The sequence below is a fragment of the Herbaspirillum aquaticum genome, from assembly GCF_002213425.1.
Classification (GTDB): Bacteria; Pseudomonadota; Gammaproteobacteria; order Burkholderiales; family Burkholderiaceae_D; genus Herbaspirillum; species Herbaspirillum aquaticum.
In genome coordinates, this window is the sequence record NZ_NJGV01000040.1 from 1 (window position 1) to 11,751 (window position 11,751).

Below are 11,751 nucleotides of genomic sequence, written 5' to 3' on the forward strand. Positions count from 1 at the left end.
CGTCTAAGTAGGCTACTGCTGGCAGAACAGCAGGTTCCATCACCGGTGTTCTGGCGTGAAACAGTTGAAACAGCGACTTTCAGGTCGCACCTGTACATGCATACAGCATAACCTTCCGACGACTATGTGGCTCACCTACAAGTTAAAGCCGATATTTTCACGTTATAAGGTAGGGGCGATAAATAAAAAAGCCCCGAGCCTCCATGTCGGTAGCTCGGGGTTAAGTCCAGTTTGCACTGGAGGGGAAATGCCGGCCAAGAATAAAATGCCGGCGGCCGCACTATAGCAGCTTCAGGGCGGCGCCATGCCGTTTTCCCTGATGAATGCCTGCGCCGCGCGGGCGGTGGCGGCGGCCTCTTCGGCCTGGCCGATTAGCGTGCGAACAGCGCTGTCCAGCTCTGGAGGAAGTAGCCGGCCGGCGGTACCGGCTCCATCGCCGCCGGCGGCGCCACTGGCTTGGGCGGGTCCGGGAGTGCCACCGTCGCACCAGGCTGCACCGAGGCGCACCGGGCCGCCATAGGCCGCCACCAAGGCACTGGTGATCAGCGTGATGGCCATGCGCAGCAGCGGCGTCTGCCGGGTGAATGACAGGGCCACACAGCCCCCGAAAATCCCGGCCAGCAGCAGGTCATACTGCAGCCCGAGAAACGATCCGGTCAGCGTGACCGTGCCCACAGCAACGGCGTACCCCGTCGCCGCGCTGGTTGTTGGTTCTGGCATTGATTCCCCTGAGAAAGGTTAAAACCCCAAATTTACCGGTCTATGCTTTTCTACTGACCGTAGAAACAATTAGGGCCACCTATTCGGTGGCCCCTGTCGGCTCATCTGCTGCCGAACTCTGTGGCGCCGTGGGCGCCGACTCTACGGTCGGCACCGGATCGGGCGCATCTGGCCAGACCACGGTCTTGGGATAGCCGTCCTGAGCAGTGACGCGGCCCAAGGTGACGCGATACTGCTTCCAACGCACCAGCAGTGCCTGCTCCGAATCGGTGGCCACGCCAAGATCGACGGCGTCCTGCAGAGGGGCAATTCGCAGGCCAGCCACCTGCAGCAGCATGTCTCGCTTAAATTCGGCGGCGGCCGCAAGTTCAGCCGGTGAGGAATCACCGACCGCCGGTACCGACTCAACGCTGCCCGTAGGCAGATCGACATAGCTCCATTCCTGGGCGTCCAGGTCAATCACCTGGTACTTGCCCTCGACATCAGGGCCAGGCTTCGCGTCGGTCGCATTTCCTGGGAACAGCCAATTGCCCTCGACGAGTGGATCCGGGTCTGCAAAGCAGGGCTCGGCGGTTCGGATCAGCGCGCGAGTGATCGGGTGGAAGTTCCAAAATTCGGGTGCGTTCATGGTCATCCTTAGTATTTGATGCAAATAAGCGCAGCGAGGTTTCGAGTCAAGTTCTCCGCACCACCGGTGGCATTCACCGTGATGGCGTGGGTGTGCGTTCCAGCAGCGGTCGTCTCTGTGTACTGGTCAATTTCACGCGGCTGGTTTTGGCTTCCAATACCAAAGCCGGAACCAGCTAAGCGACCTGTATTGGCCTGGTGAGTGTGATTTCCGTCGACCTGCGCAGATGCAGTGTGACTGTGCAACAGGAGCGCACCAGCCTGCCAACTCCACAAAGACCGCGAACTGTCTATCCCTCGCCCATCATCCCACCCACGCATATACTCAGCCCGAGCATCGGGAAGAACGATATAGGCGCCTAACCCTGCTTGAAGTCACCGAACATGATCGGCACCGCATTGGCGGCCACGTTGGGCATATCCGGAACCTCGATCAGCGGGTATGGGCGTCTGCAATTTGCTTCTGCAGCTCGTCCATAAAGGCGCCGATCTTTTCGACCTTGGCGGTCTGGTCAGCGGACGGCAGGCCCTTGCGGATGTCGTCCAGCTGCTTGGTGTGCTCGGCCTTGAAGTCCGAGAAAGCCTTGTTCATGGCCTCCACGGACTGGCGCAGCTCGGGCGGCAGGGAGCCGGTATCAGCGCGCACGCCCATGATGCCGCGACGACGGGTGATGATGTTCGATTGTTGCATCATTGACCTTTCAGAGTTTGGATAGTGGATTGCAGCAGCGCTGCGATTTCATTGGTGCCAGCGCTGGGCGTGGCCGGTGGTTCGGCAGCGCCAGGCGTGCCGGAAAACAGATTCTTGAACACGTCCTTGCGCACGGAACGGGAATGACCTGCCTTTGCCATGGCCACATCAGTGGGTCGATCTTCGCGGTACCAGAGGCCTGCTTGGTGATCAGAATGGCGTTTCCTTTGGGCTCTACCTTGGCATTGCTGACGCAGTAATTCATCATCTTCTGGCCGCCATGCACCAGCACGCCCTCCGCCAGCTTGCGCTCGGTGGTCTTGATGGCGCCGCCAAGTTTCCAGCCCTGAGAAATACCCACGATCTTGTCTTGCGGTACACCGGCCTCGATCAGCGCATCCAGAATGCCGCCCATACCGCCAGGATCGACGCCGACCTTATCCAGGAGACCGGCCTGCTCGATGGATGCAACCATTTCTGCCATCTCGATCACGTCGGGGCCGACCGAATCACATATCGTCAGCTCGCCCTGGGCCGCATAGTCGCGCCAGGCAGGGACCTCGGATTTACGCAATTCAAGAGCCGGCGGGTTCACCCATGCATGCGTCCAAAGCAACCATTCACGGGTTTCCTTGTGACGCCCTGCGACGGCGAGCCCGAGCCAGTCATCGTTACCGCCGCCGTCAACGCCGACATCGATCACCTCGCACTCTTCCACCAGGTCTTTCAGCGCCAAGCCTGGGCGCATGGCTTGGGCCTCCCACTGGTCGGCGCCGGCCCACCGATCCGACCGCAGGGACAATCCAATCTCTACATTCAGGTGCTTCGCCAGGAATTTCTGCAGCGCCCCGTCCAGCTTGCCCTTGACCTTGTTCAACTGGTCAAGCAGCCACTCGGCATTTACTGAGCGCCCGATATTCGGGTTCGTGATGTAGAAATTGGCCGGATCGAGATAGGCCTTGCTCCTGATCATCGCGGGCGGGAATTCATACAGCACGCCCAACGATTTAGGATCATGGATGACCCCATCCCGCACGTTGCGGAAGTAATTCAACTTCTCCAGGTAGACGCCTGCCGGCGGCTCATCACTTTGCGTGGTCAGGAAAATCACCCACCCTTCGTCGCGAGAGACCTGGCCGCCCAGCGCCTCCATGAACATGGCCTCGGCATTGGCTCGCTTGCCAAAGAGCCAGTGCTCGTCCACCAGAATGCGCCCGGACTTCTTCCCCGACACGGTATCCGTATCGGCGGCCACCACTTTCAGCGATGCTCGGGACACCCGATGGGTAATGGTCCGGATGTGATCCTGAATATGAAACATGGCCGAGAGCTCATCATCGGCGCGGATCATGCCCGCTGCCGGCTTGAAACTGTTGTCGGCGACTTCCTTGGTCGGCGCCAGAATCAGATGTTCTTCCTCCTCCCGCCAGCACAACAAGACCGCCGTCAGCATGATCCCCGCTGCGATGGTTGACTTCGTGTTCTTCTTGCTGATCAGCAAATAGAATTCACGAATGAGCTGCTGACCTGTGTCGGAGTCATAGGCACCAAAGATGGCGGAGACGTAGTCGAACACCCATTGCTCACTGCATTCGCCGAAGGTGGGCTTGCCAGGAATGTCCACCACGCGCAGCTGCTTGAAAATCGACAGCGCATGCTCGGCTTGGTCACGAAAAATCGGCGGCGGGATAATCGACCGCCCTTGGACGATTCGCTCCTCCCAGTCTGGGACCGCTGTTGACCACTTCATAGCTTCTTACCGCCGGATGCAGCCAGGCGCGGAGGCGCGGCGGTCGGGAAACGACTGGCGACCTTCTTGGCCTCCTCGTCCCGAGCATCCTTCTTGCCGCCCTCGCCCAGCTTTTTGTGCATGAACGGCATCAGTGCCTTGGCCGCATCGACGCGAAGTTTATCTTCCGTCTTCGGATCGTTCATTGTTGCCAACAAGAATGCACGTGGGTCACTGTATTGCAGCGCGCGACCGATATCGAAGGGACTGCTCGCGACCTCGCCGCCCGGCGCTTTCGTTGCCTCGCGGCACTTTTTCAGATATTCAGCGACGGCGGGGTCTTTAACAAGTCGCGAGCCTGCTGCCGAGGCAGTCGCGGCACTGTAACCGGCCTCGATAGCCGCGTCCCTGTTGGACTTCCCGCGCATCACCGCATCGGCAAACAGCTTCTTTTTAGCTGTTAATGCCATTAACAAAACTCCTAAAAGGGGATTTTTTCTGCGCGTGGGAAGGCAAGCGGTTTCCGAGGTTTTACCTCATCAACTTTCGATACCCCCGGCAGGCTTCGCCGCCGGATCAACCTCCCCTGGCCCGTTCCGCAGCCTCACGCGCCGTCTTCTCGTCATGGTGATCCTTGCAAAGCCCTTGCAAGTTGTCCTGATCGTTGGAGCCGCCACGCCACAATGGCGTCTTGTGATCGACCTCTACTGCTATGGTCTGTCTGCCTTCTGCTAGGCATGCCACACACCAATGGTCCGATGCGACCAAAGCATCGGTCTTCATCTTCATCCACTGACGCCCTCGGATGCGCAGCGTCGTGCTAGCCGTAGGCTTATGCATCTGGACGCGGCTAGTCTGGGCTTCATGCAAGCGCGGTTTCAGGGTTCTCAAACGCATGATAGCCACGCCTCCCTATATCAAAAACCCAACAAAGTCGGAAGTTTGCTAGCAAGATCGGCGGCGACGTATGTGTGGATTGCTGCCTGCGGATGAGTCGAGTCGAAATAGCCTGCCTGAGCAGTACCATTACAAGGGATCTTCCCGTCTATCACATCGGTAAAGCCAGCTGCGCCGGCACCCGCGTAGATCGCGTTGTACATATCGTATGCAGCCGTCGGGTCGGCCGCAGTGAACACACCGGCACGCAGATACGGATTGTACGAATCGTAGCCCGGCGTACCTGGACCCATGAGCGATGTCTGATTTGCCGTTGTCTCCCATGAGTCAGTTGAGCTCGCCTGTGGCGCGAACGTCACTGCGATCAGCGGTAGTGAGCTAGAGCGGGCCGCGGCACGGATTTTCGCCCAATGATCACGCTGTGTCGCAAGCAAACCTGTCCCGACGGGGCCTGACCATGGGAGGCTACGGTTGTTGTTGCCCATATTCGTGATCGCAGCATCAGCAAATTGACCTTGCAGAAGACGCTGCGAAAAACCACCATAGAGAGCCGGCACTGTGGCGTTCGTACCGCTGACTGCTGCCCGCGTCCAGCTATATTTCCCAGTGTTCAGTGCACGATTTACAAAGGCTGTGCAGCCATCTGCATCACCGTACAGCGCGCCGTTCGGCGTTATGCGGTCTGAATTTTCACGGCCGATGCTGTCGCCGTGATTGATCAGGGACTTCTCGCCGTATGCACCACTTCCATAAACGTTACACGGGCCGCACACAACCTGGCCGGCTGTCACACCGCTCAACGTTGTCCAGTCTTTCAGGAAGACTGCAGTACCAGCCCCCGCTTGATCCTTCATCATATCGCCCAGGTCAGTACGACCGGATGATACTGGCTGGCTCGGATATTTCGCACCAACAGCCGGCGCGATTTCCCAGCTGACCATGTACCAGGCATCTTTGAGGATGGTGAAGCCATAGGCGCGATCTGAGCGAACACGCCAGCCATCCGGAACTGTCAGCGTGTAACCGTCACCAGAAATCGCGCCGCCAGCTGCAGAAAATTCCGCTGTCGTCGGCTGAGTACCATCCAACTTGAAAATATAGCCCGCCTGGCATGCGGCGGCTCTTGTCCACTTGAGCTGCACCAGAACTGCCGACGATTGATTCTGCCCGGAACCCGAAGTATTCAAGAGCAGCGCGGCGCGGATTGGGACAACGTTACCAACACCCTTCTCTTGGGGAGCATTGCTTGTGGCAGCGTCCACATAACCGTTCCACCACTCCACCCACGGATCAGTGACGGTCTTGTTTGATCGATCCGCCAGGCGCGAACTCCGGACATTGTTTGCTCCTGCGGTAAGAGCCATGTAAGGCAAAACCGTCCGCTTCGATGCCGACAAGACCGGCAAGCAGTTCGTACTGCTACCTGTGAGACTGTGCGTGGAACCGCTGGCATTGGTGCCAACCGAATCCAGCGTTAACGACTTGTTCAGGTCGGAGGGCATCACAACATACGGCAGCGTACCCACCAGCACGCCATTCGCATAGACGTTCGTCGTCACCGACGAGGCGCCGCTAAAGCTGCCGGCAGTAGCATCCAAGACCTCGAATACCTTCGGCGCTGAGTTGATGGTGGGGGACGCAACAACTGTGGGTGCACCAGAAGGAACGGGCACGCTAACGCCATACGGAAGACGAAATACCAGGCCAGTAACGCGGGGAGTGACTGTATAGCCAATATCCGCGCTAGTCAGGGCATAGGATGCTCCTGTAGCACCAGCAATATCAGTCGTAGCACCACCAGCAGTCGGGGTACGAGTCCACTGAATAGCAGAATAGTCCCAACCAAAACTCTTGGTCACTGTAACTACGCTTCCGACCGTATTTCCACTAGAAGTAAAGCCGATGGGGCCACGTCCAAGTCCGAGAATTCCGGCTTCAATCATCGCAGAAGTAACGCTCATGCTGTCCTCGTCCACTTCGAGATGTTGGTCTTGCTTCCGTTGTAGGCGATGGTCTTGGTGAACACCGCGCCATCGGGACGAGACGCAATGATGCTCACCACTCGATCACTGCTGTCTTTGGTGATCTCGACATCGCACCACTCCGTCCAGGTATCCGACAAACCCAGCGGGCTATTCAAACCGACATCAGCGAGCATATGAGCACCGGAAATAAAAAAGCCCGCACATGGCGGGCAAACCCTCGAGAGAGGCGGGAGGACCTAAAAACCTCGGCGCGCATACACACGCCAATTTCCACAAGACAAGAAAATTAATAAAAATTTATTAGCTCTTGACTAACTCACTTCTGTGTACAAATCTGTTTGCGCAGTGCGTCAAAAAAGGGGTTTTGAGCAGCTTCTACCAACGAATAAAACTAGAATTGAAAGGGGTAAAGATGTTACTGAAAAACAAGGTATCCAAGTTCCTTCGCGCTACACTTTTTACCGGAGCGGTTGCATTGTCAGCTCCATCGTATGCCGGTCCAGTTTTAGTTTGGGCCACTCAACTTGACTCTGATAACCTTGTTCTCTATGAGTCAGGTCTTTATGGCCCTACCTATGGATCAGTGGTGCAGCACTTTAATTGGCAACAGCAGCAAGATCAGACAACGGTTTTCTCAGCACTCGCAACGGTAAATAGCTTCGCCCTAAGGTGGCTGCCAGACAAACCTTCCTCCAGCAGCTTAGTGGTAAAGCTCTATCATGCAGACTTACCAACTCTTCCTGACCTTTCCAACCCGATTCGGATTTTGACTTTCAATGACCCAATACCTAGCTACAGCTCGCCATATACGACGATAAACTTGTCATCAGGAATCAACGCAATCTCTTTTAGCCTCACCAACCCTGACCCATCCAAGTCCTACAGTTTCGGGTTCACGCTTGGACTCTCAGAGTTCAACCCAACGTCTGCGGTCCCTGAAGCACCTGCATCAGCAATGTTTCTGGGAGGACTCGGTCTGGTAGGAGTGGCCGCCTGGCGTCGTAAGCGATTTGCAACGCCAGAAGCTTCCTCGCGACAGGCCTTTGCGTAAAAACATGAAGAATGCCCGCATGCTCTTGTAGCTGCGGGCAACATCTAGCACCCCGAAAAAGATTTGAAGCCTGGAGCGTCAGGGGAGAATCGAACTCCTCTTCATCTGTTTGGAAGGCAGCGGCTCTGCCATTGAGCTACAGACGCGCAAAAAGAAAAAGCCTCGTTCGGATGATCGAGGCTTTTTGAAGTGTCTTATCGGGCTTCACACCAGCAGCTGCGTGAAGTGCTCCACCTGGTGCGCGGGCACAACGAAAGGAACGAATTCTGCACCGTTCGTTGCCAGCCAATAGGAGCGATGACGACCATTCATAAATTCGTACAAGCCTGGCACCTTTTCATACACCACACCCATGTCTAGCGCTCTTCCTTGGCCTTCCCTGAGCGAATCCAAACGCGCCAACTTGTCGGGGTACGGATTAAATCCGCGTGGGGGATCGCCGTAGCTGCCGTTTGCGAACTCCGCGTCTTTGAGCCAAGCCAAAACCTTCTCAGGCGTCGCCTTGAGAATTGCCCAACCTTTGCCGGACTCAGCTTGGCCGTTATAAGTCCTGACGTTATGTAGTGCATCTTCATACATCACGACCTTGCCGCCAGCAGCCCCAGTAGCGGACACTTCCATTTGATCGCCATATGCCATGGATATTCTCCTCAGTTGAGAATAAATATTACCACACGGCAAAAATCAATAAATTCTTACAGCAAAACAAAAACCCGCCGAAGCGGGTTTAGGAAGATGCTTGATACTTGAGGAGATTCGCGCTAGTCCCTGGCTATCTGCAAAGTGACCGTACTTCAAAAGTACTCTCAGGTATCATTATGTATGGACGTGCTAATCCACCACAAGAAGATGTTAGCCAATTTTAAGCGCGAAAGCAAGTAATTAGCTAATCGTATTTAAAGTGCGGTTGGCACAAAAACGCAAGTTGATGAATGTAGCTGTAATCAAAACGACGCCCGAGATCTGGCTCCCAATAGCGCCCATGGGCCAACCAATGTCGAAATTTGAATGCAGCTCGTACTTCCGAAGATAGATTCTTGGGCATGACTGCGAAGGATACCCAGGCTGGTAGGAGATAGTCTTCAAATGAGACCCTGTTGCCTTGAGTCCGCTTCAATTCTCGAAGGTGCCGCGACAGGGGGTCCTTATCCTTATTTCTGCATCTCAGGTCATAGTCTTTTCGCCATCGTGCCTCCAAATAGGCAAGTACCATAAGTGAGCTTTGCTTCTCTTGCTCTTCGAGCCGAAAATTCAGTTCGGCCCAGACTTCTTCCGGGTGATAGGCAGTGAATCTTGGTAACGGATGCGCTGCATAATAGTCATTTAAAGCCTGTACCACATCGTTGTGATGATCGGCAATTTCCTCTAAAGACCTAATGTCAGCAGCATACGTAACTACCCTAGCCATTGGCGACCTTCAAAAGCAACGCTAGAAAACGCTCGTCCGTGAGATCATCAAATCTCATCTCTGGAGGATTCCCTGAAATTTTCCAAATCCATGGGTCGTTTTCGGAAAATTTAGGCTTCGGTGAGGGCGGCGGCGTCCCATCCACGCTAATAGAAATTGAAATAAGGTCTCGTGCAGTATGTACGCCTTTCCGGATTAGCACGAGAGATGCCCTTCCACGAGGGCCCTTGATATCCACTCGGCCCTTAGTTCCAATCAACATCGTTCCAATCGGTTCCAAAACTACGTTGACCAGACCAATTGTGATCACCATTTCCTTTGCGTCATAAGGCCCTGAAAATTCCTCCATAATTCGCTTTGTGCGATATGCAGTGCTAATGGATCCGGCCTCAATGTAGGTACGAAGCGCCCTCTCCACAATTTCATAGAGTTCTGCAAGGTGCTGAGCCCAGGTTTCTAACTCACGCTCTTTAGAGAACTGAGTATTGGCGTTCTGCATTTCTTTCTTTTGCTCAGTTTGCTTTCGTACAAACTCTTCAAAGGAATCAGACATCTTCATTCTCACTTAATAATTTTTCAGCAACTTGCTGGGCGGATAAGCACATTCTACACAATGGTGAGCGTCGCGATTACGACTCGACTAGCGATTTCTTCACCATCAACGGCAGGACTGCCTGAAGTGCATCCTCGTAACTACCAGCACTTCGGCCCCGCCAAACCTTGATGCCACATCCGCGATTTCTCATTTCAATCCCAATTGCGTTTCGATAGGGAAAGTCCAATGCATCTACGCACCACTCAACAGTCTCCATCTCCATCTCCCGCGCGCAATTCAGCCTGATGCGTCTCGCACTGGTGCAATACGTCCATGAATGCAGGACGCATGCGAGCGAGGCCGCCCGTTGTGGTGTAGCTGACTACGCGGCAGATTGGACCAAGGATGCCGAAAAGTATCAGGCTCTTCTCCGCGAAGTGGAAGGCTTGTGATTATGGCCACCGCCAAGCAAGCAGCGATCCCGCAGCCGACTCCGCGCCGCGCTGCTCAGTCGAAGAAGCCGACGGCAAAGCCGGTCGATCTGTCGGCGCTGCTGAATCTGCCCGCCCAGATGGAAGCCGGCTTTCAGCGCGTCATCGACGTGCTGAGCAAACCCGCCCTCGCGAACTCGGCGCCGCAGCTGCAGACCGCCGCTGAGAATGCTGGCGAGCGCTTGGAGGCGATCATCACCATCTTCACCGGTAAGCAGGCACAGAACGTCTTGCAGGACATGCTGGAGACCGGTCATCCTCCGTCCCGCGAGCAGTTGCTGCGCGCTGCCGACAAACTCATCGCCGCGCGAGGTGGCAAATGAATGCTCCGATCAAAGGCGCGGAACTGCACATTCCGTACAGCTCGCCAGAAGCCGCCAGCCTGCAGACAGTAACCGGCTGGGTTTCGCGCGATGGTCGGTTCTGGGGCGACGACGAACACATGGCGCGATTCTGCGGCGCCACTCATCGCCAGTGCAAACAGTGTGAGGCAGTCGAAATCAAGATCGATCGCCTTTACTGCGATTCCTGTCTTGAGCTGCGTCGTATCGAGAAATACAAAGCCATGCCCCGCGAGCAGTGGGACGGCGCCGCCCTGCTCTACCTCGACGGGACGGACCGCTATTTCCAAGATCCGAATGAGGCTCGCGAATACGCGAACGACAAAGGCATTGACCGTCAAGGCCGACCAATTTGCAAACTGCATGGGCTCCGAATGCTCGACCCTGAAGTTTTCAGCCGTTTCCCTTTCGCATCGGCTGACAGCACGAATATCGGGCGCAATGTAGGTATCGACTCCGCCTGGCGTGGGACCTACACCCCACCAACGAAAGAAGCACGAGCTGCGCTGATGCGTGAGCGGATCGAAGCGCACCAGTCGCTGACGTTCTGGGATCGCCAGCATGCGCCAATTCAAGAATCACTTTTTGGGAGCCAACAATGACCATGACACGAGACCGGATTGAGGAATTGAAGCGGCTGGCAGAGGCTCTTGACGGTGCAAAGTGGAGCGCCGAACATGATTTCAACGTCCACGTCTGGGGCGACGACGGAGATGCAGTTTGCAAAACATATGCAAACTTGGGCCACACGCCAACAGGATATGACGAAGACGATGTTGCACGTTATATCGCAGCCGCCAATCCGCAAACCGTCCTCTCCCTGCTCGCCCTAGCAGAGCGCGCACTGGAGCCGCAAGGGCAGGCGCTGCCGGTAGTGGCGTGGCTCACTGAATGGCCGAAGGATCGACTCCGCAGCGCTGGAAAGTTGGTCGAACTGGTCGAGCCCGAGCAAAAGTTTGCAATGAACCATTACGAACCGCTGGTGCGCTTGAGTGATGCCCGCGCCTACGCCTCCCAGCTCGCGATACCTGCAGGGCTGGTGCCTGAAGGCTGGTTATTCGAGCCCAAGGCGCACGGTTCCTGGCAAATTCATGCGCCCAGCGGACTGAAGGCGGCCGTTGTCGGCTTCGAAAAGTCGCCGCTTGCTGAAGCGATGCGCCAATTGATTTCCACCCTGACAGCCTAAAGTGGACCCCGAATTTGAGACACTGATTTAAGCTGTCGTCCTGGAAGGGATGACGAGAATGAGTGAAGCAAAGAAGAAGCGAAATAGCTA

14 protein-coding genes are annotated in these 11,751 nt (G+C 55.8%); 4 read left to right on the top strand and 10 right to left on the bottom strand.

The annotated features are described in order from the left end of the window. Positions 1-291: 291 nt before the first annotated feature. The 8 genes from CEJ45_RS24170 to CEJ45_RS24205 all read right to left on the bottom strand — a co-directional run bounded on the left by CEJ45_RS24170 (position 292) and on the right by CEJ45_RS24205 (position 6,822). Positions 292-720 (bottom strand): hypothetical protein, encoded by a 429-nt coding sequence (locus CEJ45_RS24170; protein WP_141107059.1) that lies wholly within the window; start codon positions 718-720, stop codon positions 292-294. A gap of 79 nt (positions 721-799) precedes the next feature. Continuing rightward, a complete protein-coding gene (locus CEJ45_RS25335) occupies positions 800-1,348 on the bottom strand; it encodes a tail fiber assembly protein (protein ID WP_277622444.1) in 549 nt (182 codons plus the stop codon). A gap of 432 nt (positions 1,349-1,780) precedes the next feature. Then, positions 1,781-2,041, bottom strand: a complete 261-nt coding sequence (locus CEJ45_RS24180) for a hypothetical protein (RefSeq protein WP_088757525.1) — start codon at positions 2,039-2,041, stop codon at positions 1,781-1,783. A 7-nt stretch (positions 2,042-2,048) separates the two neighbouring features. Continuing rightward, positions 2,049-3,788: a terminase large subunit gene (locus CEJ45_RS24185; protein WP_088757526.1), complete on the bottom strand. Its 1,740-nt coding sequence runs from the start codon at positions 3,786-3,788 to the stop codon at positions 2,049-2,051. Beyond that, entirely contained in the window at positions 3,785-4,237 is a 453-nt protein-coding gene (locus tag CEJ45_RS24190) for a terminase small subunit (RefSeq protein ID WP_088757527.1), read from the bottom strand. The genes CEJ45_RS24185 and CEJ45_RS24190 overlap by 4 nt, the downstream gene beginning before the upstream one ends. 106 nt (positions 4,238-4,343) lie before the next feature. Beyond that, entirely contained in the window at positions 4,344-4,664 is a 321-nt protein-coding gene (locus CEJ45_RS25405; protein WP_088757528.1) for an HNH endonuclease, read from the bottom strand. Between the two features lie 20 nt (positions 4,665-4,684). After that, positions 4,685-6,625, bottom strand: coding sequence for a hypothetical protein (locus CEJ45_RS24200; RefSeq protein ID WP_141107060.1), 1,941 nt, complete (start codon positions 6,623-6,625; stop codon positions 4,685-4,687). Further along, complete coding sequence (locus CEJ45_RS24205; RefSeq protein WP_088757530.1) at positions 6,622-6,822, bottom strand: hypothetical protein; 201 nt, start codon at positions 6,820-6,822, stop codon at positions 6,622-6,624. The genes CEJ45_RS24200 and CEJ45_RS24205 overlap by 4 nt, the downstream gene beginning before the upstream one ends. Positions 6,823-7,013: 191 nt before the next feature. Between CEJ45_RS24205 and CEJ45_RS24710 the strand changes: the two genes are divergently transcribed. After that, positions 7,014-7,700, top strand: coding sequence for a PEP-CTERM sorting domain-containing protein (locus tag CEJ45_RS24710; protein WP_141107061.1), 687 nt, complete (start codon positions 7,014-7,016; stop codon positions 7,698-7,700). A gap of 204 nt (positions 7,701-7,904) precedes the next feature. Here CEJ45_RS24710 and CEJ45_RS24215 read toward each other — a convergent pair whose 3' ends face one another. Together CEJ45_RS24215 and CEJ45_RS24220 are read right to left on the bottom strand one after the other, a co-directional pair. Continuing rightward, complete coding sequence (locus CEJ45_RS24215; RefSeq protein ID WP_088757531.1) at positions 7,905-8,339, bottom strand: hypothetical protein; 435 nt, start codon at positions 8,337-8,339, stop codon at positions 7,905-7,907. A 761-nt stretch (positions 8,340-9,100) separates the two neighbouring features. Next, positions 9,101-9,661: a hypothetical protein gene (locus CEJ45_RS24220; RefSeq protein ID WP_141107062.1), complete on the bottom strand. Its 561-nt coding sequence runs from the start codon at positions 9,659-9,661 to the stop codon at positions 9,101-9,103. Positions 9,662-10,097: 436 nt separating this feature from the next. Between CEJ45_RS24220 and CEJ45_RS24225 the strand changes: the two genes are divergently transcribed. Genes CEJ45_RS24225 through CEJ45_RS24235 form a run of 3 tightly spaced genes read left to right on the top strand, consistent with a single transcriptional unit; the run spans position 10,098 to position 11,661 of the window. Further along, positions 10,098-10,457 (top strand): hypothetical protein, encoded by a 360-nt coding sequence (locus CEJ45_RS24225; RefSeq protein WP_088757533.1) that lies wholly within the window; start codon positions 10,098-10,100, stop codon positions 10,455-10,457. Continuing rightward, complete coding sequence (locus tag CEJ45_RS25035) at positions 10,454-11,077, top strand: hypothetical protein (RefSeq protein WP_206601766.1); 624 nt, start codon at positions 10,454-10,456, stop codon at positions 11,075-11,077. The genes CEJ45_RS24225 and CEJ45_RS25035 overlap by 4 nt, the downstream gene beginning before the upstream one ends. Continuing rightward, positions 11,074-11,661, top strand: coding sequence for a hypothetical protein (locus tag CEJ45_RS24235; RefSeq protein WP_088757534.1), 588 nt, complete (start codon positions 11,074-11,076; stop codon positions 11,659-11,661). Before CEJ45_RS25035 ends, CEJ45_RS24235 begins: the two co-directional genes overlap by 4 nt. Positions 11,662-11,751: the final 90 nt, after the last annotated feature.

Bases quoted from the DNA above. Each gene is read 5' to 3' on its own strand.
- CEJ45_RS24205 (WP_088757530.1), bottom strand. From the start codon at position 6,822: ATGCTCGCTGATGTCGGTTTGAATAGCCCGCTGGGTTTGTCGGATACC.
- CEJ45_RS24200 (WP_141107060.1), bottom strand. From the start codon at position 6,625: ATGAGCGTTACTTCTGCGATGATTGAAGCCGGAATTCTCGGACTTGGA.
- CEJ45_RS24180 (WP_088757525.1), bottom strand. From the start codon at position 2,041: ATGATGCAACAATCGAACATCATCACCCGTCGTCGCGGCATCATGGGC.
- CEJ45_RS25335 (WP_277622444.1), bottom strand. From the start codon at position 1,348: ATGAACGCACCCGAATTTTGGAACTTCCACCCGATCACTCGCGCGCTG.
- CEJ45_RS24190 (WP_088757527.1), bottom strand. From the start codon at position 4,237: ATGGCATTAACAGCTAAAAAGAAGCTGTTTGCCGATGCGGTGATGCGC.
- CEJ45_RS24170 (WP_141107059.1), bottom strand. From the start codon at position 720: ATGCCAGAACCAACAACCAGCGCGGCGACGGGGTACGCCGTTGCTGTG.
- CEJ45_RS25035 (WP_206601766.1), top strand. From the start codon at position 10,454: ATGAATGCTCCGATCAAAGGCGCGGAACTGCACATTCCGTACAGCTCG.
- CEJ45_RS24220 (WP_141107062.1), bottom strand. From the start codon at position 9,661: ATGTCTGATTCCTTTGAAGAGTTTGTACGAAAGCAAACTGAGCAAAAG.
- CEJ45_RS24235 (WP_088757534.1), top strand. From the start codon at position 11,074: ATGACCATGACACGAGACCGGATTGAGGAATTGAAGCGGCTGGCAGAG.
- CEJ45_RS24215 (WP_088757531.1), bottom strand. From the start codon at position 8,339: ATGGCATATGGCGATCAAATGGAAGTGTCCGCTACTGGGGCTGCTGGC.
- CEJ45_RS25405 (WP_088757528.1), bottom strand. From the start codon at position 4,664: ATGCGTTTGAGAACCCTGAAACCGCGCTTGCATGAAGCCCAGACTAGC.
- CEJ45_RS24185 (WP_088757526.1), bottom strand. From the start codon at position 3,788: ATGAAGTGGTCAACAGCGGTCCCAGACTGGGAGGAGCGAATCGTCCAA.
- CEJ45_RS24225 (WP_088757533.1), top strand. From the start codon at position 10,098: ATGGCCACCGCCAAGCAAGCAGCGATCCCGCAGCCGACTCCGCGCCGC.